The sequence below is a fragment of the Rhodococcus sp. 27YEA6 genome (assembly GCF_044908235.1).
Lineage (GTDB): Bacteria > Actinomycetota > Actinomycetes > Mycobacteriales > Mycobacteriaceae > Rhodococcus_F > Rhodococcus_F qingshengii.
Genome location: NZ_JBIYCY010000005.1, coordinates 326,109 through 349,406, shown reverse-complemented (window position 1 = coordinate 349,406; position 23,298 = coordinate 326,109). Strand labels below are relative to the sequence as shown.

The window sequence follows — 23,298 nt, the reverse complement described above, 5'->3', positions numbered from 1 at the left end:
ATTACTCGAGCGGGGGCGCCGAGCGATCGATCGTCGTCGCGAGGGGCTTCTCCTTGACGAAGAGCAACAGGACAACCGCCGCGATGACCAAGGGGACGAGGTACAGGAAGATCGGCGCCAGCGCGTCGTTGTATGCACCGACGATGATCTCGCGAACCTGGCTCGGCAACTTCCAGAGGATTCCCGGGGTCAAGGAGTTCTCGTCACCACCGACCGCGCCGCCATTCGCCGGGAGTCGCTCGGCCAGGAGATTGGTCAGACGCGAGGCGAACAGGCTGCCCACGATCGCGCTGCCCAACGACGCACCGATCTGGCGGAAGAAGTTGTTCGACGCGGTGGCCGTTCCCACTTCGGCCGCGGGGAAGGTGTTCTGCACGATCAAGATCAAGATCTGCATGACGAGGCCGAGTCCGATACCCATGAGTGCGATGTAGCAACCGAAGACCAGCAGTGAGGTCGACGGCGTCAGACGTGAGAGCAGGACCAGAGCAACAGCGACGATGGATGTTCCGACGATGGGGAAGATCTTATAGCGGCCGGTCTTGCTGACCAGCTGGCCGGACCCGATGGAGGCGACGAGCAGGCCCGCCATCATGGGAATCATCATCAATCCAGCTTCGGTGGCGTTCTTGCCGGTCACCATTTGGATGTAGGTCGGCAGGTAGGCGAGCGCACCGAACATGGCGATTCCGATGATCAGGCCGGCGACGGTGGTCAACACGAAGTTGCGCTGAGCGAACAGGTGCATCGGAATCACCGGTTCGTCGGCACGCTTTTCGACGAAGACAAAAGCCACTGCCGTCACGACGCAGCCGACGATCAACCCGATGATGACGGCCGATCCCCAGGCGTAGGTGTTTCCGCCCCAGGTCGTGAACAGGATCAGACACGTCGCTGCCGTCGCGACGAGAACCATGCCCAGATAGTCGATGCGAGGCTTGCCGAGGTTCGGCTTCCGCAGGTGCAGAAATGCCATCGCGCTCGCGATGGCGAGTAGGCCTAGGGGGATGTTGATCCAGAAGGCCCAACGCCAACCGATGCCCTCGGTGAACCAGCCGCCGAGTAGGGGACCGGCAACCGAAGCCAGTGCGAACACCCCGCCCATCGCACCCATGTACCGGCCGCGTTGCCTGGCGGGGACGACGTCGGCGATGATCGCCTGGGACAGCAGGATCAATCCGCCGCCGCCGAGTCCCTGCACGGCTCGACCAGCGATGAGTGTGGTCATGTCGTGGGACAGACCGCCGATCACCGAACCGACGATGAAAATGCTGATGGCGCCGATGAAGAGGCCCTTGCGGCCGATCAGGTCACCGAGTTTTCCGTACACCGGCATCATGACGGTCGAGGCGAGGATGTATGCCGTCGTCACCCAGACCATGTGGTTGACGCCGTTCAATTCGCCCACGATGGTGGGCAAAGCGGTACTGAAGATCATCTGGTCGAGCGAAGCCAGAAGCATCGTGATCATCAGCCCGACAAAAACGAGGATGATCGACCGTTTGTCCGGCGAGGCCTCGGTGTCGGTATGCGTGCCGTCGGGCTCGACGGTCGCAGCTTCTCGAGTGGACATGTAGTTCCTTAGTTGAGTGACGGCGGGTGCGAGAGTGTGGATCAGCTCTCGGACCTCAGTATTCGAGCCATCAGGAGTAGTGCCGGATCGAGCAAATCTGTTCTGGGGCTTGCCCGTTCACTGTTCTGCCATTTTCGGAAGACGTAACGCATCGCGGCGCCTGCGGTGATGACCGTTGCTGTGGCTTCGTCGGCAGCGGCTGTGTCCGAGTGCAGGCGGCGATACTCGGTTCTGTTCGACAACTCCCGCGTGAGGATCCGGGTGAGCGTGTCTTCAAGATCGTGGAAGGTGGCCAGATGTTGTTGCAACAGCGTGGGATGACGCTCGAACAATTCGCGTCGATGCGCGAGCAGATCGGGTCGCTCGTCGACGATTTGCATCGCCGCCTCGAATACCGCGAGAGCGCCGCGCAGCGGATCGTCCGGGTGCTCGCCGATGAGCGTGAGCATGGTCGTCTCACTTGGCACGACGAGCATGAGCCCGCCGATCGCTGCGTCCTTGGTGGGGAAGTAGTTGAAGAACGTGCGGGTCGACAGATTGCAGGCTTCGCAGATTTTCTCGACGGTCACTTCGTCATAGCCCAGGTCGAGAACGAGTTCGACGGCGGTGTGCTCGATCAGCTGCCTCGTCGCAATTCGTTTTCGTTCGCGCAATCCGAGAGTTTCGGTTCCCATTTCATCCATAATTGCACAGAGTGCAAAGTTTCATCGAATGCAATATTTCGCCCAAGGGTGCCTCATGAAATGCAAAAATGGGGATCGGGTGCCTGGTGGATAGGATGAACCGCGTGGAAGACACCTTGCCCCCTTGCCCTGAATGCGCCGGCGAATACACCTACGAGATGGGCGCGTTGATGGTCTGCCCGTCCTGCGCGCACGAGTGGGCGCCGACCGATAGTGCCGGCGAGGACCTGGGTGTGGTGAAAGATGCCGTAGGCAACATTCTTGCGGACGGCGACACGGTGACGGTCGTCAAGACGCTCAAGGTGAAGGGCAGTCCGACCGGCATCAAGTCAGGTACGAAAGTTCGCAACATCCGCCTTGTTCAGGGTGTTGGTGACCACGACATCGACTGCAAGGTCGACGGCATCGGACCGATGCAATTGAAGTCGAGCGTCGTCAAGAAGGTGTGACCGGACAGCGATAGTTGTCGGCTCGAAATCCTGTTCAGTTTCGACGGTTCGATAGCCACAATCGAGGTGATTCTCGACCGCTCGAACGAATGGACCGAACTGTGCCGAACTCGATCTGCCTGGCGCCCGCACTCGATAACACCGCACTCGATACAGACGAGCAGTGGAAACGCATCGTCGATGCGCTGACGCGCAGGGGTTTCCTCGGCGCCGGGCTCGGTGCCGCGGCCGCGACCTTGCTGGCAGCGTGCAGCAGCGACGAAAACGGCTCGGCGCCAAGTGGTCTCGTCACAGTGCAGGATGAGACGGGCAGTGTCGAGATTCCGTCGGACCCGCAGCGAATGGTCATCGCCCATGTCAGCGCCATGGCGACGGTGCTCGACCTCGGTGTGCCGCCGGAGAAGATCGTCGGCGGCTTCTTCGGTCTCGAGGGTGTGAGCGGTGACGCGGTGTTGCGTACGATGCCGGAGGCTGCGAACATCCCGAACCTCGGCACGGCGGGGACGTGGAACAAGGAAGCGATCATCGGCGCGTCGCCGGATCTGATCGTCATGCTCCTGACCGCCGGAAATGCTTATGCGGCAAAGTCCTACGACGAACTCTCCGCGACCGGTGTTCCAGTATTCGCCGGCTTCAACGGGTACCTCACGTGGGACGAGATGAAGAAATTGGTCACCTCGATGGGCGTCGCGGTCCGACGCGAAGACGCGGCGGCCGAATTGAACGCGCGAACGGAAGACCGCCTCCTCACAATCAAGGATCGACTCTCCGCCCTCGGTTCGTTGCCGTCGGTGACCCTCCTCCGCACCGGCGAGAACGGTGTCGTCTACAACCAGGTCGACGCTCTTCTCGACGCCCTCGGTTTCCCCGGCGAACGAGCTACATCGGAGGAGTTCACGCGCACACTCACAGCGGAGCAACTCGATCAGGTGACCAGCGACGTGATCATCGTGGGCGCATTCCAGGACCAGCAGGACGTCCGCGCGCAGTTGGCGATGAACCCGCTCTGGGAGCGTCTTCCCGCTGTCCGCTCGGGGAACGTCCATTACGTCGACGACAGCCTGTGGGGCTCGGGCTATTCTCCCCGCGCGACCGAGCTGCGACTCGACGACATCGAGCGGATCTTCAGCTGACGCCGTCGTGTCACCTCGACTTATCGGTGCATTACCTCGAGAATCATGACCATGGACAAAATCAGGTTCTTCGAGCTGGTCACCGAATGGTTCGAGGTACTCGGTGTTGTCGCCATGGTTCTCGGGTTCGTGTTCGCATTCGTGATCGCGGGGCGCGCATGGAGTCGAACGCGGGACGGTAGTTCGGCGTTTCGTACTCTGCGCGAGACCATGGGCGCGGTCATCCTTCTCGGCCTCGAGATCCTTGTCGCCGCTGATCTGGTGAAGACGGTGACGTCGTCGCCGTCGCTGACAGACGCCGCAGTTCTGGGCATGATCGTTCTTATTCGGACCGTGCTGAGCCTGTCGATTCAGATCGAGATCGACGGGGTACTTCCGTGGCGCAAGGCGTTGGTGTCAAGTCCGGAACTCCTGGTACGCGCAGCGCGCGGATCAGGAGGCCGCACGACGCCGACGCGTCGAGTTCGTAGCGATAGCCGTTGCGAGTGAAAGGTCGGGCAGATGACAGCAGTGCGCACCGAGCATCTCACGGTCGACGAAAGGCGGGCACGCGGCCGTCAGGCGCGTAGAGATACGCCATTGGCCGCGCTCGCGGATCTGGCAGAGAGTGACCGTGATCCGATATCACTGCTCGAATTGCAGGCGAAGTCGCGGGTACAGGACCTGGTGCCCATCCGATACGGGCGGATGTCGGCATCGCGGTTCTCGTTCTTCCGCGGCGCTGCGCTGGTGATGGCCGACGATTTGTCACGCAGTCCGGATTCGGGTCTTGCCAGCCAACTCTGCGGCGACGCGCACCTGAGCAACTTCGGTATCTATGCGACGCCCGAGCGAAAGCTCGCGTTCGACATCAACGACTTCGACGAAACGTACCCGGGACCGTTCGAATGGGACGTGAAACGACTGGCCGCAAGTTTGGTGATCGCCGCAAAGGACAACGGATTTTCGGGCAAGGAGCGGAAGAAGATCGTTCGCGGATGCGCGGCCGAGTATCGGGAAACCATGATCACCCAGGCAGGATTGGGAAATCTTGCAGTCTGGTACTCGCACATCGCACCCGAGGACGGGCTCGAGGCTCTCCAGATCGACCTGAAGAAGCGCATGCTTGCTCGCACACAAGCGACGCTGGACAAGGCTCGTCGCCGCGACAGTGTGCAGGCGGCAGGCAAGTTCACCGAAATCGTCGACGGCCGGCGGCAATTCATCAGTGATCCGCCGCTGATCGTGCCCGCAAACGAGTTGTTCGCAGGGACCGATCTCACGCAGATCGAGGAGTTGCTACGTCAGCGCGTTCGGTCGTATCGGAGCACGCTGCAGTGGGACCGTCGGGTGTTGCTCGAAAGCTTCGAGATGACGCACATTGCGCGGAAGGTTGTCGGTGTCGGGAGCGTCGGAACACGCGCATGGATGATCCTCATGAAAGGCGTCGACGACGACGATCCGTTGATCCTGCAGGTCAAGGAAGCGCAACCCTCGGTATTGTCCGGCTACGTCGATGGTCCGACCTTCAAGAACGAAGGGGAACGCGTCGTCAACGGGCAACGCTTGATGCAAGCGACAAGCGACATCTTTCTCGGCTGGGAACGAGGGCCGGGGCTCGACGAGGGTGAGCACGATTTCTACATTCGTCAACTGCGTGACGGTAAAGGGTCGGCAGTCATCGAAGAGATGGTGCCGCAGGGGCTGGAACTCTACGGGCGCCTGTGCGCCAGGGTCCTTGCCTACGCACACGCTCGCTCGTCCGATCGGATAGCGATCGCCGAATATCTCGGTGACGGAACCGAATTCGATTTCGCGATCGGGGAGTTCGCGGCTGCCTACGCCAAGCGCAATGCACGCGATCATGCCGCTCTGCTGACCGCGATCGACGACGGTCGCGTGTCAGCAGAGCGGGGAGTGTGACGACTCAGGCGAACACGCCGTCGAGCCAGCCCTGCCACGCTGCCGTTGCTGATCCACCGTCAGCGCCCTCTGCGAAGAGGTGATGGGCCGCGTCGACGTTGCCGCCGAAAGCATTTCGGCCGTAGAACCGCAGCAATGCGTCCTCGGTGCGCAAGCCGATGAACCAGTCGTTGATGTAGTCGACAATCGCGTCGACGGTTCCGATTCCGGGGACTTCCACCGACGCGGAGTCACCGACACCGGCGCCCGAGGTGATTCCGAGGGCGCTGCGAAGCGTTCCCATCGCTTGCGGCGCGGACGAGGATTCCGGGCCTTCGGCCGAGACATAGGTGACGGGTTTTCCGGCGAAGTACCGCACGTATTGGCCGAGACTGTGCAGGTAGAAGTCCGTGTGCTTGCTCGCGCCGTCGTACTGGTTGTCCCAGTCATCGGCAAACACTCCGGCGTGGACGTAGCGGACAACGGCGGTGCTCTCGTCGCGTGCTTCGACGACGTATTCGAGGTTGTTGAACCAGCCGTCGGGGCCTTGCATGTGGATGGCGAGTTCGCGGGGCGGCTCCCAGGTCGCGATGATCGGGCTGTCCGGGCGGCTGCCGTCGGCGGGGATCTCGAGAGGGGAGGGGAACATCCAGCCGGCCGTTTCGGCCGAGATGGCGGCCCAGATCTGCTCGGGGGTTCCTGGGACGACCACCTCGCGGCGGATTTCGAATTTCTCGGACATTGCTACTTCTCCGTTTCGGGCGCGTCGATCGCTTGGGTTGTGATGGTTTGGGGTGTGGTGAGGCTGGGATGCAGGGCGACAACGAGGCGGTGTTTGCGTCCGCCTTCGGAATTGCCGTCGTGATACTTGGCGACGAGTGAGTTGATCGACTCGCCGAGTTCGCCGGCGAAGGCGGCACGGTCGGCCGCCGTGGCAAAGGTGATGTCGCTGTCGATGGCAAAGGACGCCAACGGTTTTCCGGCTGCAGTTGCTCCGGCGATCAGTTCGCCGACCTCTCGGACGATCCGCGCTGCGAGACTGACGAGCCAGCGCGCCGAGAGTTGATCGGGGAACCGGCCCGGGTCCGGGGCGAGCGCCGACATGGCGGCAGGGGATATGACGTACGACGCGGCGCTGGCCTGCATGATTCGCTCGGTCATGTTGCCTCGCTTGCGTTCCTCGACGAGCTCGACAAGTCCGTGGTCTTCGAGAGTGCGCAGGTGATAGTTCACCTTCTGGCGTGTCAGCCCGATCCGGGGCGCCAGCGAGGATGCCGATCCCGGCACCGCCAATTCGGTCAGAATCCGTTGCCGAATCGGATCGAGCGACGCCTCGGCAGCTCCGGGGCGATCGATGACTGCTACGTCCAACATGAGAAAACCATCCCACCGACAACTGAATCTGTCAAGACAGAAAAAATTGTCGGTGGGATGGTTTCGGAGGTTCGCTATCGCTTGAGGTCGGGCGGGTTGTTCAGATCCCGCGCCGAGTACGTGTCACACGACGAAATCTGGCCGGTCTGGTATCCGGTCTTGAACCACGCCTGCCGCTGTGCGGAGGAGCCGTGTGTCCAGCCTTCGGGGTTGACCCGACCGGTCGTGGACTTCTGGATGCGGTCGTCGCCCACCGATGACGCCGCCGAGAGGGCGTCTCGAATATCGCTCTCGGACAAGGGCTTCAGGAATGGTTGACCGGTCGCTTCGTCGGGAATCGTGTCCGCAAAATGTGCCCAGACGCCGGCGTAGCAATCGGCCTGGAGTTCGGTGCGAACCGCACCCGACTGCTCACCCTGCGGGTCGGCCTGCGCGCGGCCGATGTCGCCGAGCTGATTCTGGATGTGATGTCCGAACTCGTGCGCGACCACGTACTCCTGTGCGAGCGGTCCGGCGCTGGAACCGAAACGGTCGACGAGTAGTTGGAAGAAACTCGTGTCGAAGTACGCAGTCTGGTCGGCCGGGCAGTAGAACGGACCGACGTCACTAGACGCCTGGCCGCAACCGGTGTTGACCGAACCGCTGAACAGAATGACTTCGGGTCGCACGTACGCCGTGCCGGTCTGCTTGACCAACTGCTGTTCCCAAACGTCGTCGAGGCTTCCGACGGTCAGTGTGACGCGGCAGTTCACATCGGCGTTTGCCTGAGCGCCGGTGCACTCGTCGACCGACGACAGTCCGGTCGACGAACTCGAAGTCTCGGTAGACGTACCCAGGAGTGAGCCGGGGTCACCGCCGAACAACAGCGCCAGGATCAGAACGATAATGCCGCCCGCGCCACCGCCGATCGCGATTTTGCCGCCGCGGCCACCGCCACCCCCGCCGCCTTGAACCTGAACGCGTCCCGCTTCGCCGCGGGCCCCCTCGTTGAAGGTCATCTATGTCCGCTTTCTGCTGTCGTGAACAAGTGCTTGCCGTCACTTCTGGAGATAGCTTCGCATGCGATGCGGGTCCGCGTTTCCGCTCTGTGCAGTTCGCTCCGTAGGATCGCAGGCAAAGTAGTCGGTCGTCGGTTATTGGAAGTAGTTCGAAAGGAATCCCGTGCTGCGCACACATCTCGCCGGTTCATTGCGACCCGAGCAGGCAGAGCAGACCGTAACGCTCACCGGTTGGGTAGCCAGGCGTCGTGATCACGGCGGAGTGATCTTCATTGATCTCCGTGATGCATCCGGAGTTGCGCAGGTAGTTTTCCGGGCAGGTGACGTGGCCGAGCAGGCGCACCGTCTGCGCGCGGAATACTGCGTTCGCGTGACCGGAACGGTCGAGGTTCGCCCAGAGGGCAACCAGAACTTCGAGATCCCCACCGGAGCGATCGAGGTCAACGCCACAGAACTCGAGGTTCTCAACGAAAGCGCACCGCTTCCGTTCCAGCTCGACGATCAGGTCGGCGAAGAAGCGCGCCTCAAGTACCGCTACCTCGACCTGCGTCGTGAAGGCCCCGGCTCCGCAATTCGCTTGCGCTCCAAGGTAAGTGCTGCAGCGCGCGGCGTTCTCGCGCATCACGAGTTCGTCGAGGTCGAGACTCCGACGCTCACGCGCTCGACGCCCGAGGGTGCCCGTGACTTCCTGGTGCCGTCGCGCCTTCAGCCCGGTAGCTTCTACGCACTGCCGCAGAGCCCGCAGCTGTTCAAGCAGCTCCTCATGGTCGGCGGCATCGAGCGCTACTACCAGATCGCACGTTGCTACCGCGACGAGGATTTCCGCGCCGATCGCCAGCCCGAGTTCACTCAGCTCGACATCGAGATGGCTTTCGTCAACCAGGACGACATCATCCTGCTCGCCGAGGAAATCCTGACGGCGCTCTGGAAGCTCGTCGGCCACGAGATCAAGACGCCGATCGACCGCATGACCTACACCGAGGCAATGCGTCGTTACGGCAGCGACAAGCCGGACCTGCGTTTCGACATCGAACTCGTCGAGTGCATGGACTTCTTCAAGGACACGACGTTCCGCGTGTTCCAGGCGGAGTACGTCGGCGCCGTCGTGATGCCCGGCGGTGCAAGCCAGCCGCGCAAGCAACTCGACGCCTGGCAGGAATGGGCCAAGCAGCGTGGGGCCAAGGGTCTGGCGTACGTGTTGGTCGGTGAAGACGGCACTCTCGGTGGACCTGTTGCCAGGAACCTGACCGACGCCGAGCGTGAGGGCCTGGCCGCCCACGTCGGAGCTCAGCCGGGAGACTGCGTCTTCTTCGCAGCTGGTGCAACGAAGCCGATGCGCGCCCTCCTCGGCGCTGCCCGTGGTGAGATCGCCCGCAAGAAGGACCTCATCGATCCTGACGCGTGGGCCTTCGTGTGGATCGTCGACGCTCCGATGTTCGAGCCGACCGCCGACGCCACTGCATCCGGTGACGTCGCTCTCGGCCACTCCGCGTGGACCGCCGTGCACCACGCGTTCACGTCGCCGAAGCCGGAGTTCTTCGACACGTTCGACACCGATCCGGATTCCGCTCTCGCCTACGCGTACGACATCGTCTGCAACGGCAACGAGATCGGCGGCGGCAGTATTCGTATCCACCGCAAGGACATTCAGGAACGAGTGTTCAAGGTGATGGGTATCTCCGAGGAAGAGGCGCAGGAGCAGTTCGGCTTCCTCCTCGACGCCTTCGCCTTCGGTGCGCCGCCGCACGGCGGAATCGCATTCGGCTGGGACCGCATCACCGCGCTCCTCGCCGGCATGGATTCCATCCGTGAGGTCATCGCGTTCCCGAAGTCCGGCGGCGGCGTCGACCCGCTGACGGATGCTCCGGCACCGATCTCGGCTCAGCAGCGCAAGGAATCGGGTATCGACGCGAAGCCCGAGAAGAAGTCAGAGGACAAGAAGTCCGAAGGCGACACCGGCGAAGCCAAGTAGAGCCGACACCGGATCGCCATGCTGCATTTGCGGGTGATCTGCCCGACCGAGCGCACCGAGCAAGTTCTCGGTGCGCTCGCGTCGCAGCGGGGCGCGACACACATCGTCGTGATGCGCGACGTCGCGGTTCATCCTGCCGGCGACATGGTGGAGGCCGACGTCGCCCGTGAGGCGGCAAACGACGTCGTCGATGCCCTGAACGAACTCGGCGTCGCCGAGGACGGCGGAATGACGCTCGTACCGGTCGAGACGGTGTTGTCGGCGGCGGCGCGCAAAGCCGAGCGTGACGTGCCTGGTGATCCCGCGGATTCCGTCGTGTGGGAGGAATTGCTGTCCCGCACTCGCGAAGAGTCGACTCTCAACGGATTGTTCGTCGCGTTCCTGACCATTGCGTGTCTGCTGGCCGCGATCGGCGTCGTGACCGACTCTCAGATCACGATCGTCGGCGCCATGGTCGTCGGTCCGGAGTTCGGTCCGCTGGCTGCTTTGGCAGTCGCACTCGTACGGCGGGATCGACGGTTGCGTCGGCGTTCGATTCTCGCGCTTGCCGTCGGATTCCCTATCGCGATGGGCGTGACGCTTGCCGCAACGTTCGTGGTGAAGTTCTTCGGATGGATGGACGTCGTCAGTCTCGAGTCACTCCACGAGGTCGATTTCGTATACAAGGTCGGGCCCATTTCGTTTGTCGTCGCGCTTCTTGCCGGTGCGGCTGGGATGCTGGCACTCGTCTCGTCGAAGTCCGCTGCCTTGGTCGGGGTGTTCATCTCTGTCACCACGGTTCCTGCCGCCGGTTTCGCGGTGGTTGCGGCAGCAAACGGAGAATGGCGGATCGCCGGGTTGTCGTCTCTGCAACTGGCTGTCAACCTGCTCGGGATCGTCACTGCCTGCGTGATTGTTCTCTGGCTCAGAACCCGGGCCGACGAGGAATTCGAAGCAGCGTTGAAAGGCATTTCTCGATTTGTCGACGAGGACAAAACTCCATGACGTCGCAGGTTCGGAGTTCTGCTCACCGACAGCAAAATTCTCGAGAGAACTGTGAGCCGGTGTGGCGATTAGGGACTTTTGTCATCGCCGCAGGTAGTCGGCAATTTCTGTTGCTGTGAGGCCTTGAATTCTCCGCTGCGAGCGGACGAGCTGGGCATGATCGGAGTCACTAACGGGTAAGTTGGTCGGTGATGACCGCATTACTGGCAGACCCCGTTTCCGAAGTCGTCGCAGCTGCTGAGCAGTTGCTGACACGCCGCACAGGGGCACCCGTAACCCTGGTGGATCCCGTAGATCTCGGGGGGAGTGGCCGCACCGTCGTGCTGCGCGTTCGTGTCGCCGAGAACCCGTTCTCCCTGCCCCGAACTTTGGTGATCAAGCAGGTCCGCGACAACTTCCAGGGAGCTACCAAAACAGCGATTGCGCTCCCGGCCGCGTCCGAAGGTGACTTCGACGTCGAGACCGCATTCCTTCGTGAAGCGGTGTCGTATCAGTTCGCCAACGCGCTTGCCAAGGACGCACGCCCCGGCGCCGAACTGTTGGCGTCCGACCTCGATGCTCGCCTCCTGATCCTGAGTGATCTCGGCGACGCCACCGCAATCAGCGTCCGACTCGAAGACTCCGACCCGGACACCGTCACTTACACGTTGATGGCCATGGCTCAGGCAATGGGACGCATGCACGCCGCGACCGTCGGCCGGGAGGACGACTTCACCGCACTGCTGCGTCGAGCCGAGGTTGCCCATTGCTCCGATGAAGTTGCGGATCAGGTGGGACGCGCAGTGGCCGGTGTTCCCGCGATGCTGGTGGAAAGTCTCGGCATCGATGTGAGTTCGGACATTCTCGAGCAGGTTCAGCATGCGCAGACACTGTTCAGCGGTGGCCGGTTCCGTGCCTTCAGTCCGTCGGACCTGTGCCCCGACAACATCATTGTCAACGACGACGGCGTGCAGTTCCTCGACTACGAGTGGGGTGGCTACCGCGATGCCCTCCTCGACATCACCTACGCGTTGGTGTCTTTCCCCGGTTGCCTGTGCAACATCGACCTGACCGAAGAGCGGGCGTCGGCGATGGTCGATGCCTGGCGGGCCGAGGTAGTGGGGATGTGGCCCGCCCTGGCCGACGAGGCCGAATTGGGCCGCCGGATCGTCGAGGCCCAACTCATCTGGGTCTGGCTCAGTACCTATCTGTACCTGCCCGAGGATCATTCGCGTATCGCCGCCGTCCGCGAACATTATCTCTCGATTCCACGCGCCGACGCACTGGTCGGACGCTGGGCCAGGCTCGCACGCTCGGCTCAGCTCGCCGGCAACGCCGCCGTCGAGGCACACGCCCGCGACGTCGTGGCGGCTCTGCGCACCGAGTTCAGTTGAGTTTCTGACTGACCATATGCAGAAGGGCGCCCGTGCACGAAGCACGAGCGCCCTTTCTCGGTCGAGTCCGCTCAGTTGTCGGAGACCAGATCGTTCTCGGACAGGTCCGTCGCCGCGAGCGCTGTCGCCAGATCGGGATGCCGGAACGTCGACGTCACCTGGTCGGCCACGACTCGGAAAGCAGAGGCCAGGGTCGCGGACTTGTCCGGTTCGGCCGCCCACGTTGCGGTCTGTTCGACGACGACCACGCCGTGGTGGACGTACATCTTTCCGGGGACGAGCGTGATGCCGGCGTTGGTGGCCCACTCGCGCAGGGCAGCGAGTCCCTGGCTCGCGCCCTTGGGGCCGCCTACCTCGATGTCGTCACTCGACAACTGCAGCAGAGTGTCGACGTCTTGGGAGTTGAGTGCATCGTGCCACGCGAGGACGGTGGCGATCTCGGAGGTGCTCATGGCGACAACGCTATCCAATGCGGATTCACGACTGGGTGAGGGCTGGCGGAACAGCGGATTGTGTCGGGCGTCGGTGGTCTCTAGTAGCGTCGATTCGTGAGCGATTGGCAAGCGGAAGACAGTGTGGGGGCGAAAGACGGCGTGGTGGCGGAAGACGGCCTGTTCGAGGCAACTCCGGAGGAATCCGCGATCGTCGACGAACCAGATGTCGTGTCTGTAGCCGAGCGCGCCCTGTCCTCGGTGCCGCCCGGTGCTCCTCTGGCTGTCCGCATGCGTCCGCTCACTCTTGGTGAAGTTGTCGGCCAACAGCACTTACTCGGGCCCGGCGCGCCACTCCGCAGAATGGTCGAGGGGTCCGGCGCCGCATCGGTACTTCTGTACGGACCTCCCGGCACCGGCAAGACCACGCTCGCATCGTTGATCTCGGGTGCTACCGGCCGCCGGTTCGAGGCTCTGTCGGCTCTGTCCGCCGGAGTCAAAGAAGTCCGCGGTGTCATCGAACTCGCGCGCCGCCGCCTGCTGAACGGCGAACAAACCGTCTTGTTCATCGACGAAGTTCATCGCTTCTCCAAGACCCAGCAGGACGCCTTGCTCGCCGCGGTCGAGAACCGCATCGTGCTCTTGGTCGGCGCGACCACCGAGAACCCGTCGTTCTCGGTCGTCTCCGCTCTGTTGTCGCGCTCGTTGGTCCTGCAACTGCAATCGCTCACCGCTGCGGATGTCCAGGAACTGCTCGAGCGCGCTGTCGCCGACGAACGCGGGTTCGGCGGAGCGATCACGATCGACGACGACGCGATGGAACACCTCGTTCGTCTGGCGGCCGGCGACGCCCGCCGAGCCCTGACGGCACTCGAGGCTGCCGCCGGAGCTGCACTGGACACGGCCGGTGACGCTTCGGGCCCGGTGGTGCTCGACCTCGCGACCGTCGAGGCCAGTGTCGACAAGGCCGCGGTTCGGTACGACCGTGCCGGAGATCAGCACTACGACGTCATCAGTGCATTCATCAAGAGCATTCGTGGATCAGACGTCGACGCCGCCCTGCACTACCTCGCACGGATGCTGACCGCGGGCGAAGACCCTCGCTTCATCGCACGGCGTCTGGTGGTTCACGCCAGCGAAGACATCGGCATGGCTGATCCGATGGCGCTGCAGACTGCCACCGCCGCGGCGCAGGCAGTGCAGCTGATCGGTATGCCGGAGGCTCGTCTGGCGCTGGCACAGGCCACCATTCATCTGGCGACGGCTCCCAAATCGGGTGCGGTCATCGCCGCACTCGGCGCGGCCATGGCCGACGTGGCCGCCGGAAAATCCGGACTGGTACCGCCGCACCTGCGTGACGGGCACTACAAGGGCGCCGAGCAATTGGGCAACGCAGTCGGATACAAGTACCCGCACGACACACGTGATGGTGTTCTGCGGCAACAGTATCCACCGGACGATCTGGTGGGTGTCGACTATTACCAGCCCACCGCGCACGGCAACGAGCGGGAGATCGCCGATCGGGTGAGCAAACTTCGCCGAATAGTTCGTGGCTGACGCCTGCCAGGTTCCACCGGCCGACGCGTTAGTCTGGACACCCATAGCTCGACGCTCTTGAAGGTAAGGACCGGTTAGTGCAAACCCACGAGATCCGCAGGCGATTCCTCGACCACTTCGTCAAGGCCGGCCACACCGAGGTGCCCAGCGCCTCGCTGATTCTCGACGACCCGAACCTTCTGTTCGTCAACGCGGGCATGGTTCCGTTCGTGCCGTTCTTCCTCGGGCAGCAGACGCCGTCCTACTCACGGGCGACGTCCGTGCAGAAGTGCGTCCGCACCCTGGACATCGAAGAGGTCGGCATCACCACCCGCCACAACACCTTCTTCCAGATGGCGGGCAACTTCTCCTTCGGTGACTACTTCAAGAAGGAAGCCATCTCCCACGCCTGGCAGTTGCTGACAGGTTCGGTCGAGGACGGCGGATACGGCATCGATCCCACGCGCCTGTGGGCCACCGTCTACCTCGACGACGACGAAGCGTTCTCGATCTGGCGCGACGAGGTAGGAGTGCCCGAAGAGCGCATCCAGCGCCGCGGCATGAAGGACAACTACTGGTCCATGGGCATTCCCGGGCCGTGCGGTCCCTGCTCGGAGATCTTCTACGACCGCGGCGCCGAATACGGCGTCGAGGGTGGCCCCGAAGCCGACGAGGATCGCTACATCGAGATCTGGAACCTCGTGTTCATGCAGAACGAGCGCGGCGAGGGCACCAACAAGGGCGACTACCCGATCCTCGGACCGTTGCCGAAGAAGAACATCGACACCGGCATGGGCGTCGAGCGCGTTGCGTTCCTCCTGCAGGGCGTCGAAAACGTCTACGAGACAGATCTTCTCCGCCCCGTCATCGACAAGGCCGCCGAACTGACCGGCAGTGTCTACGGGACCGACCACACTTCAGACGTCCGTTTCCGCGTCATCGCCGACCACGCACGCACCGCAGCGATGTTGATCGCCGACGGTGTGAACCCCGGCAACTACGGCCGCGGCTACGTCCTGCGCCGGTTGCTGCGTCGCATCGTGCGTTCGGCCAAACTGCTCGGCAGCGAGCAGCCCACCATGCGCGAGTTCATGGTCGTCGTCCGCGACACGATGGCGCCGTCGTACCCGGTTTTGGAAACCGACTTCACGCGCATCGAGAACGTCGCCGTCGGCGAGGAGACCGCGTTCCTCAAGACGCTGGCTTCGGGTTCTGCTCTGTTCGAGAATGCTGCCGAGACGGTCAAGTCGTCCGGAAAGTCGGTCATCGCCGGCGATCAGGCATTTGCACTGCACGACACCTACGGCTTCCCGATCGATCTCACGCTCGAGATGGCGTCCGAGGCCGGTCTCACCGTGGACGAGGACGGCTTCCGCGCGCTCATGGCCGAGCAGCGCAAGCGCGCCAAGGACGACGCTCAAGCGCGCAAGCACGCCCATGCCGACCTCACGGTCTACAAGGAACTGCTCGACCGAGGTGCCACCGAGTTCACCGGTTTCGACGAGCTCGTCTCCGAGGCGCACGTCCTCGCACTGATCGTCGACGGTGTCCGCGTGCCGGTCGCGAAGGCCGGTCAGGACGTCGAGGTCATCCTCGACCGCAGCCCGCTTTACGCAGAGTCCGGTGGACAGATCGCCGACATCGGTTCGCTCACCGCTCCGGGCCTCGAAGCCAAGGTCAACGACGTACAGAAGATCGCCAAGAAGGTCTGGACGCACAAGGTGACGGTGCAGAAGGGCGAGATCACCGAGGGCGACGTCGTACTCGCGCACGTCGACGCCGAGTGGCGCAAGGGTGCAACCCAGGGGCACTCCGGCACCCACATGGTGCACGCGGCGCTGCGTCAGGTGCTCGGCCCCAACGCGGTGCAGGCAGGCTCGCTCAACAAGCCGGGTTACCTCCGCTTCGACTTCTCCTGGCAGGGCGCGCTGTCCGACTCCCAGAAGCAGGACATCGAGGCACTCACCAACGAAGCCGTGGCGTCGAACTACGCGGTCAACACATTTGTCACGGATCTCGACAAGGCCAAGGCGATGGGTGCGATGGCACTCTTCGGTGAGAACTACGGCGACGAGGTTCGCGTCGTCGAAATCGGCGGCCCGTTCTCGATGGAACTGTGCGGTGGCACTCACGTCGGAAGCTCCGCACAGATCGGTCAGGTAACGCTGCTCGGTGAACAGTCGGTCGGCTCCGGAATCCGACGCGTCGAGGCGTACGTCGGTTTGGACTCCTACCGCTACCTCGCCAAGGAACGCGCGCTCCTGGCCGGACTCTCCTCCTCGCTGAAGGTTCCTTCGGAAGAGGTGCCCGCCCGCGTCGAGGCGCTCGTCGAGCGACTCAAGGTGGCCGAGAAGGAACTCGAACAGACAAAGGCCAAGGCAGTGCTGGCGTCAGCAGGCGAGTACGTCGCCAAGGCCAAGCGCATCGGCAGTGTCCTCGTCATCGCCGAGCCTGCTCCCGCCGGAGTCGGCGGAAACGACCTGCGCAGCCTCGTCACGGACATCAAGGGTCGCCTCGGCTCCGAACCTGCCGTCGTAGCTCTGCTCGGTGACGTCGACGGCAAGGTTCCGTTCGTGGTCGCCTCGAGCAAGGCAGCTCAAGGTCTCGGTGTGAAGGCCGGTGAGCTGGTCGCGTCGTTCGGTCCCAAGATCGGCGGCCGCGGCGGCGGAAAGCCCGACATGGCCCAGGGTTCGGGTTCGGACTCCGCAGGAATCCCGGCGGCGCTCGATGCGATCCGGGACAGAGTCGGAGAGCTGGCGGGCGGCAGCTGACGGTGGTGGCTACGCAGCAGGGTCCCGATCGCCCCGGCATCGACGACCCTGGTCGCGGGCGGCGCATCGCCATCGACGTGGGCAGTGTTCGCATCGGCGTCGCGTCCAGCGACCCCGACGGCATCCTCGCGACACCGGTGGAAACGGTTCCACGCTCGAAGGAGCGTGGGCCCGACGCGCCGGATATCCGGCGCATTATCGCCATCGTGTCCGAATACGAGGCCGTTGAGGTTATCGTCGGACTGCCACAGACGCTGCGCGGTGAGCAAGGTAAAGCCGCCGGTATCGCGACTGCATTCGCCAAACGACTGCAGCGGGCCGTCGAACCGATCCCGGTGAGACTGTCCGACGAACGACTGACGACCGTCACGGCTGCGCGCAATCTCCGCGAAAGTGGAGTCAAGGCACGCGGCCAGCGACCGATGATCGATCAGGCTGCGGCGGTGGAAATCCTGCAAGGCTGGCTGGACGAGCGGAGTAGAGCTGTGAAACCAGGGGAGTCGTCGAAGGACGCTGCACTGGAGGGCGATCTGTGAACGCGCGGTGGGATGAGGGCGGCGGAAGCCGGCCCACCAGTTCGTTCGACTTCGACAACGACGAGACCATGGTCATGCGTGCACTGCCGCAGAACATCGATCCGCCGCATATGTCGCGAGCCGAGGCACGCAAGCAACGCGAAGCGCGCAACAAGCGCGCCAAGCGTGGCAAGAAGGTCGGCGTTCTCGCCCTGCTGGTGTTGGTGATCGCAGTCCTCGGTGTCGGTGCATACGGCGCTCTCTGGTACATGGATCGCAACAAGACCGCGGAGGATTTTGCCGGCCCCGGCGGCGCACCCGTGGTCATCCAGATCAACAGTGGAGAAACTGCATCGGAGATCGGTGCGACGCTCGAGGCGAAGAACGTCGTCGCGAGTTCCGCTGCTTTCTACAACGCGGCGATCGCCAATCCGTCTGAGATCCAGAAGGTGCAACCCGGCTTCTACCAGGTGCCGGTGCAGAGTAGCGCCGCGAGCGCACTCGACACCTTGGTTGCCCCGGACTCCCGAGTCGGCAGTGTTGTCATCGCCGAAGGGCGTCAGCTGCACGACAGTTCGGACGCGCAGACCGGCTCGCTCAAGAAGGGCATCTACAACCTCATTTCCGAGGCGAGTTGTGTCGGCCCGGTTTCCGCTCAGAAATGTGTCTCGACAGACGAATTGAACACTGCGGGAGCATCTTCCGATCTGGCTTCGCTCGGCGTGCCCGAATGGGCGATGTCGTCGGTCAAGAGCGTGCCGGACAAGGACCGTCAGCTCGAAGGCCTGATCGCCGCCAGCAGTTGGGATTTCGATCCCACTGCGACACCGACCGAGATCCTGCGGTCGTTGGTCGAGGGTAGCGCCGCCAAGTACGAGGCCACGGGAATTCTGACAGCCGGCAGCGGGGTCGGAATGTCTCCGTACCAGTTGTTGGTGGCAGCGTCGCTGGTTGAGCGTGAGGCGTTGCCCGCTGACATGGCCAAGGTCGCGCGGGTGATCGTCAACCGACTCGCAGTCGATCAGCCTCTGCAGTTCGACTCCACGGTCAACTATTCACTCGACACCACCGAGGTCGCAACCACGGATGCCGACCGTGAGCGCGTCACGCCGTGGAACACGTACGCAATGCCGGGTCTGCCTGCAACGCCCATCGCTTCGCCGAGCATCGACGCACTGAAGGCCGTGGAATCGCCGGCGGCCGGTGACTGGTTGTACTTCGTCACGATCAACAAGGAAGGCCAGACGCTCTTCACCAAGAGCTACGAGGAGCATTTGGCCAACATCGAACTGGCACAGCAAAGTGGGATTCTCGACAGTGGACGGTAGTACCGCGACTTCGCTCGCGACGCCACGTAAGGCGGCAGTTCTCGGAAGCCCGATCGCTCACTCGAAGTCCCCGTTGCTGCATCTTGCGGCGTACGCGGCTTTGGGGCTGAGCGATTGGACCTACGAGCGGATCGAATGCACCGGCGAGCAGTTGCCTGCCCTCGTCGACTCACTCGGCCCCGAATGGATCGGCCTCTCGGTGACGATGCCGGGCAAGATCGCAGCACTCGAATATGCCACCGAACGCACACCGCGAGCGGTGACCATCGGCTCGGCCAACACCCTGGTTCGCATCGACGGCGGTTGGCGTGCCGACTGCACGGACGTCGACGGAGTCAGCGGTGCGTTGATCGCCGGCGGTGTCGGCGATCTCAGCGGCACTTCGGCGGTAGTTGTCGGCGCGGGCGGCACCGCGCGGCCGGCATTGGTCGCGTTGGCCGACATGGGAGTTCGGACAGTCACCGTGGTCGCGCGTGATCCGGGGCGCGCATCCGGTGCCATCGAATGCGGCGGCGCGGTCGGGTTGGACATTGATCTGGTCGCCTTCGACGACGCACAGCTAGGCGGGATCTGTGCCGAATCCTCGGTTTTGGTCAGTACCGTTCCCGCGGAAGCGGCAGCGCCCTTTGCCCAGCAATTGGGGAAGGCGCGATTTGTCCTCGACGCGATCTACAACCCCTGGCCGACGCCACTTGCTTCGGTTGTCGAGGCGGCCGGTGGCACGGTGATCGGTGGCCTCGAGATGTTGCTCAATCAGGCCTTCGGGCAGGTAGAGCAGTTCACGGGCAAGCCCGCTCCGCGAGAGGCGATGGCAGCCGCTATCGCTTAGGTCTGTTCACAGTGTCGAGGTAGTCCACAAGACGATTCGTAGTCTGCCGCTGGCGAACGGCAGACGCCAAGCTCGAAACCATGTGGACATTGATGGTCTTGGCAGGCTCGGGGGTAGTCGCTGGCTTCGGAGCTCGGGCGATCGTCGACAATTGGTTGCGGCGACACGGTTATCGACCAGTCGTGACTTTCTGTTGTGTGCCGCAGTGCGCCGTCGCAACAGGCTGGGTTGTCGTCGGTGCGCTGAATACCTCGGTGGTGCAGTTATTTTCCGGTCTCGCCGTGGTGTGGTGGTGCGTCGCGATCTCGACTGTCGACCTGGCTGTGCGTCGGCTGCCCAACAGTTTCACGCTGCCGGGCTACGCCGTCGTGATGGTCTACGCGACGGTGTCGGGAACGGTGTGGGTGGCGGTGGTGGGGTCGGCACTGCTCGCCGGAATCCACCTCCTGGCGCACGTGATGTCGCCTGGTTCCATGGGCGTCGGCGATGTGAAGCTCTCGCTTCCTCTGGGCGCCGTGACCGGATTGGTGGGAGCGGACGCCTGGCTGTGGTCGTTGGTGTCTGCCTCGGTGCTCACCGCAACGCTGGGCACCGCGCTGGAACTGCGAAGACGAGGGCTGGTAGCCCACAATTCGCCCATTGCGCACGGACCCTCGATGTGCCTGGCAGCCTGCGGTTCGATTGCGTTTGCCTGGCTGACGTGACGAGTGCAACATCCGCGAGAAGTCTGGCGTTATTGACCGTTCAACGACGGACGGTGAACTGCAGGAAAGACGTAACCGTCGGTTTCATAAATGCGGGTATTGCCAGCGCGCGGTCCCAGTATGCGGCGAGTCGGACTTGCCGAATGTCCACATCCTGACGTTCACTGAGGTTTCGGAAATGGGACAAAACGAATCTCGTTTCGCACTCGATTATCGGGGGAACCTATGCGCACAAGGCTTTTCGTCGCTGCGGCAGCCTGTTTGGCGGCTGTGGCTGCAGGAGCGGGCGTCGCCGGCGCCGCGCCTGCACCTTCATCGGTGGCACTGGGCGGGGGCTCAGGAATCCTGCTGCCGGACGTGGATCACTCCGATCCTGACCGAGTTGCAGCATGCACGTTGACTGCGGTCGGCTACGACAACGCCGGTTCTCTCGTGGCACTCACCGCCGGACACTGCGGAGTTGTCGGGGACCGGGTGTTCGCCGAGTACCTGCCCGAGGCCGGACCCATCGGTCGGTTCTCTTACTCGAGTCCGGTCTCGGACATCGCCGTGATCGATCTCGACGACGCCAAGGTAGCTCCGCTGCGTACCGTCGGCGGCACGACGATCAACGGAATCGGCGCCCCGCCGGCACCGGGCACGATCGTGTGCAAGGAAGGCCGTTCGACCGGCAACACGTGCGGTATCACCTGGGGTTACGACTCCGTCTACGGTGAGATCGTCGAGCACACGTGCTCGATTCCCGGTGATTCCGGTGGACCGCTCGTCGTCGGTGACCGCCTGGTGGGCTTGATCAGCAACGGCTACCCGCCGTACTGCTTCGAGCCGCTTCCGCCGCCGTTCCACGCTCCCGACAACTCGGCGGACATCAACATCGGTTTGGCTGACATCAACGCAAACGGTGGAGGATTCCGCCTGTTCTAGACCCACAGGTACCTCTGAGATGGCCCACACGCCTCGTGCGTGTGGGCCATCTGTGTTCACCGGGAGGACCACTGTGACAACTGAGGTCTGCGACGTGGAAAGATGGTCGGCGTGCTGCGTTGGATAACTGCCGGAGAATCCCATGGTCCCGCCCTCGTCGCGATGCTCGAGGGCATGGTCGCGGGGGTCGAAGTGACCTCTGAGGCCATCTCGTCCGAACTTGCCCGTCGTCGACTCGGTTACGGCCGTGGCGCACGGATGAAGTTCGAGGCCGACAAGGTCACCATCATCGGCGGTGTCCGCCACGGATTTACGCTCGGTGGCCCCGTGGCCATCGAGGTCGGCAACACCGAGTGGCCCAAGTGGGAAACCATCATGTCCGCCGACCCGGTCGACCCGGACCTGCTCGCCGATCAGGCTCGCAATGCCCCGTTGACGCGCCCGCGTCCCGGACACGCCGATTACAGCGGCATGCTCAAGTACGGCTTCAACGACGCGCGTCCCGTCCTCGAGCGCGCCAGCGCTCGCGAGACCGCAGCCCGCGTGGCCGCTGGAACCGTCGCACGGTCCTTCCTGCGTCAGGTATTCGGTGCCGAGGTCGTTTCACACGTTATTTCCATCGGTGCTTCCGAGCCGTACGTCGGACCCGTGCCGGAGGGCAAGGATCTCGACGCGATCGACGCGAGCCCGGTCCGCGCATTCGACAAGGCTGCAGAAGAGTCGATGATCGCCGAAATCGAATCGGCGAAGAAGGACGGCGACACCCTCGGTGGCGTCGTGGAGGTCGTCATCCACGGCCTGCCGGTCGGACTCGGCACTTTCGTCAGCGGCGCCGAGCGTCTCGATTCACGACTTGCTGCTGCTCTCATGGGAATTCAGGCCATCAAGGGCGTCGAGGTCGGCGACGGCTTCGAGACCGCGCGCCGTCGTGGCAGCGAAGCTCACGACGAGATCCGTCCGGGCCCGGACGGCATCGTGCGCTCCACGAACCGCGCAGGCGGAATCGAAGGTGGCATGACCAATGGTGAGGCTCTTCGAGTTCGCGCCGCGATGAAGCCGATCTCGACGGTTCCGCGCGCTCTGGCGACGGTCGACATGGAGAGCGGCGAGGAAGCGGTTGCCATCCACCAGCGCAGCGACGTGTGCGCGGTTCCGGCCGCCGGCGTCGTCGCCGAGTCGATGGTCGCGCTCGTCGTGGCTCAGGCCGCACTCGAAAAGTTCGGTGGTGATTCCATTGCTGAAACCACTGCCAACTACCGTCGTTACGCCGAGGGCATCGCAGCCCGACCGCCTCGATAGGACTCACGTATCGATGAAGCCGAAGGCTGTACTCATCGGTCCGCCCGGTGCCGGCAAATCGACCATCGGTCGACGTCTCGCGCAGGCACTCGAACTCGAGTTGGTCGATACCGACGCCGAGATCGAACGGACCACGGGTAGGACGATCCCGGAGATCTTCACCCATGACGGAGAGCCTCGGTTTCGTGAAATCGAGGAATCGGTGGTTCGCGAAGCGTTGCAGGCCACTGACGGAATCGTCTCGCTCGGCGGTGGTGCGATCCTCTCCGATCGCACGCGCGAACTGCTCCAGGGGCACACGGTCATCTACCTCGAGATCAGTGTCGCCGAAGGGCTTCGCCGCACGGGGGCGAACAATCATCGCCCGCTGCTGGCCGGCGGAGATCCCAAGGTCAAGTACCAGGAGTTGATGAGGCGTCGTCGTCCGCTGTACCGGCGTTCGGCCACGATTCGGATTCGGACCGACGGCCGAAGTCCGGCGCGTGTCGTCGGGCAACTGGTGTCGAAACTTCAAGACAAATGAACAACCGGAGCGGAGTAG

The 23,298-nt window shown here is 63.3% G+C and carries 22 protein-coding genes; 16 read left to right on the top strand and 6 right to left on the bottom strand.

Going from position 1 to position 23,298, the window contains the following annotated elements; translation table 11 throughout:
- Position 1 precedes the first annotated feature (1 nt).
- Together ABH939_RS16455 and ABH939_RS16450 are read right to left on the bottom strand one after the other, a co-directional pair.
- Positions 2-1,573, bottom strand: coding sequence for an MDR family MFS transporter (locus ABH939_RS16455; protein WP_003944867.1), 1,572 nt, complete (start codon positions 1,571-1,573; stop codon positions 2-4).
- Between the two features lie 41 nt (positions 1,574-1,614).
- Positions 1,615-2,247 (bottom strand): TetR/AcrR family transcriptional regulator, encoded by a 633-nt coding sequence (locus ABH939_RS16450; protein ID WP_003944787.1) that lies wholly within the window; start codon positions 2,245-2,247, stop codon positions 1,615-1,617.
- Positions 2,248-2,351: 104 nt separating this feature from the next.
- Between ABH939_RS16450 and ABH939_RS16445 the strand changes: the two genes are divergently transcribed.
- The 4 genes from ABH939_RS16445 to ABH939_RS16430 all read left to right on the top strand — a co-directional run bounded on the left by ABH939_RS16445 (position 2,352) and on the right by ABH939_RS16430 (position 5,740).
- The gene (locus tag ABH939_RS16445) at positions 2,352-2,705 is read left to right on the top strand and encodes a zinc ribbon domain-containing protein YjdM (RefSeq protein WP_164490578.1); all 354 of its coding nucleotides are present in this window, start codon (positions 2,352-2,354) and stop codon (positions 2,703-2,705) included.
- Positions 2,706-2,806: 101 nt separating this feature from the next.
- Positions 2,807-3,838, top strand: a complete 1,032-nt coding sequence (locus ABH939_RS16440; RefSeq protein ID WP_230691688.1) for an ABC transporter substrate-binding protein — start codon at positions 2,807-2,809, stop codon at positions 3,836-3,838.
- A 51-nt stretch (positions 3,839-3,889) separates the two neighbouring features.
- On the top strand, positions 3,890-4,327 hold the full coding sequence (locus ABH939_RS16435) for a DUF1622 domain-containing protein (protein WP_404649814.1): 438 nt from the start codon (positions 3,890-3,892) through the stop codon (positions 4,325-4,327).
- Between the two features lie 12 nt (positions 4,328-4,339).
- Complete coding sequence (locus ABH939_RS16430; RefSeq protein ID WP_007728051.1) at positions 4,340-5,740, top strand: DUF2252 domain-containing protein; 1,401 nt, start codon at positions 4,340-4,342, stop codon at positions 5,738-5,740.
- Positions 5,741-5,744: 4 nt separating this feature from the next.
- Here ABH939_RS16430 and ABH939_RS16425 read toward each other — a convergent pair whose 3' ends face one another.
- From ABH939_RS16425 to ABH939_RS16415, 3 genes are all read right to left on the bottom strand, one after another.
- On the bottom strand, positions 5,745-6,461 hold the full coding sequence (locus ABH939_RS16425; RefSeq protein WP_058038751.1) for a hypothetical protein: 717 nt from the start codon (positions 6,459-6,461) through the stop codon (positions 5,745-5,747).
- A 2-nt stretch (positions 6,462-6,463) separates the two neighbouring features.
- Positions 6,464-7,093 carry an ArsR/SmtB family transcription factor gene (locus tag ABH939_RS16420; protein ID WP_404649813.1) on the bottom strand — a complete coding sequence of 210 codons (630 nt, stop codon included), beginning with the start codon at positions 7,091-7,093 and terminating at the stop codon, positions 6,464-6,466.
- A 74-nt stretch (positions 7,094-7,167) separates the two neighbouring features.
- Complete coding sequence (locus ABH939_RS16415; protein WP_021332960.1) at positions 7,168-8,091, bottom strand: neutral zinc metallopeptidase; 924 nt, start codon at positions 8,089-8,091, stop codon at positions 7,168-7,170.
- A 163-nt stretch (positions 8,092-8,254) separates the two neighbouring features.
- On the opposite strand from ABH939_RS16415, the gene aspS reads away from it, so the two are divergent.
- The 3 genes from aspS to ABH939_RS16400 all read left to right on the top strand — a co-directional run bounded on the left by aspS (position 8,255) and on the right by ABH939_RS16400 (position 12,420).
- Entirely contained in the window at positions 8,255-10,063 is a 1,809-nt protein-coding gene (aspS, locus tag ABH939_RS16410) for an aspartate--tRNA ligase (protein WP_404649812.1), read from the top strand.
- A gap of 18 nt (positions 10,064-10,081) precedes the next feature.
- Positions 10,082-11,047, top strand: coding sequence for a DUF389 domain-containing protein (locus ABH939_RS16405; RefSeq protein ID WP_058038752.1), 966 nt, complete (start codon positions 10,082-10,084; stop codon positions 11,045-11,047).
- 191 nt (positions 11,048-11,238) lie between these two features.
- Positions 11,239-12,420, top strand: a complete 1,182-nt coding sequence (locus ABH939_RS16400; protein ID WP_047270379.1) for a kinase — start codon at positions 11,239-11,241, stop codon at positions 12,418-12,420.
- A gap of 71 nt (positions 12,421-12,491) precedes the next feature.
- Here the strand turns inward: ABH939_RS16400 and ABH939_RS16395 are convergent, their stop codons facing one another.
- Positions 12,492-12,872: a nuclear transport factor 2 family protein gene (locus ABH939_RS16395; protein ID WP_003944973.1), complete on the bottom strand. Its 381-nt coding sequence runs from the start codon at positions 12,870-12,872 to the stop codon at positions 12,492-12,494.
- 96 nt (positions 12,873-12,968) lie between these two features.
- On the opposite strand from ABH939_RS16395, the gene ABH939_RS16390 reads away from it, so the two are divergent.
- The 9 genes from ABH939_RS16390 (at position 12,969) to ABH939_RS16350 (ending at position 23,280) form a co-directional block, all read left to right on the top strand.
- Positions 12,969-14,408 (top strand): replication-associated recombination protein A, encoded by a 1,440-nt coding sequence (locus ABH939_RS16390; RefSeq protein WP_370852743.1) that lies wholly within the window; start codon positions 12,969-12,971, stop codon positions 14,406-14,408.
- 77 nt (positions 14,409-14,485) lie between these two features.
- Positions 14,486-17,158, top strand: a complete 2,673-nt coding sequence (gene alaS / locus ABH939_RS16385) for an alanine--tRNA ligase (RefSeq protein ID WP_311094830.1) — start codon at positions 14,486-14,488, stop codon at positions 17,156-17,158.
- 2 nt (positions 17,159-17,160) lie between these two features.
- Complete coding sequence (gene ruvX / locus ABH939_RS16380) at positions 17,161-17,694, top strand: Holliday junction resolvase RuvX (RefSeq protein WP_003944838.1); 534 nt, start codon at positions 17,161-17,163, stop codon at positions 17,692-17,694.
- A complete protein-coding gene (gene mltG / locus ABH939_RS16375) occupies positions 17,691-19,001 on the top strand; it encodes an endolytic transglycosylase MltG (protein WP_042445689.1) in 1,311 nt (436 codons plus the stop codon). The genes ruvX and mltG overlap by 4 nt, the downstream gene beginning before the upstream one ends.
- A complete protein-coding gene (locus ABH939_RS16370; protein WP_081557839.1) occupies positions 18,991-19,830 on the top strand; it encodes a shikimate dehydrogenase in 840 nt (279 codons plus the stop codon). Before mltG ends, ABH939_RS16370 begins: the two co-directional genes overlap by 11 nt.
- A gap of 197 nt (positions 19,831-20,027) precedes the next feature.
- Complete coding sequence (locus tag ABH939_RS16365) at positions 20,028-20,534, top strand: A24 family peptidase (protein WP_307850397.1); 507 nt, start codon at positions 20,028-20,030, stop codon at positions 20,532-20,534.
- A 225-nt stretch (positions 20,535-20,759) separates the two neighbouring features.
- The gene (locus ABH939_RS16360; protein WP_007728030.1) at positions 20,760-21,458 is read left to right on the top strand and encodes a S1 family peptidase; all 699 of its coding nucleotides are present in this window, start codon (positions 20,760-20,762) and stop codon (positions 21,456-21,458) included.
- Between the two features lie 111 nt (positions 21,459-21,569).
- The gene (aroC, locus tag ABH939_RS16355) at positions 21,570-22,757 is read left to right on the top strand and encodes a chorismate synthase (protein ID WP_081558810.1); all 1,188 of its coding nucleotides are present in this window, start codon (positions 21,570-21,572) and stop codon (positions 22,755-22,757) included.
- 13 nt (positions 22,758-22,770) lie between these two features.
- A complete protein-coding gene (locus ABH939_RS16350; protein ID WP_030536425.1) occupies positions 22,771-23,280 on the top strand; it encodes a shikimate kinase in 510 nt (169 codons plus the stop codon).
- The last annotated feature ends 18 nt before the right edge of the window (positions 23,281-23,298 follow it).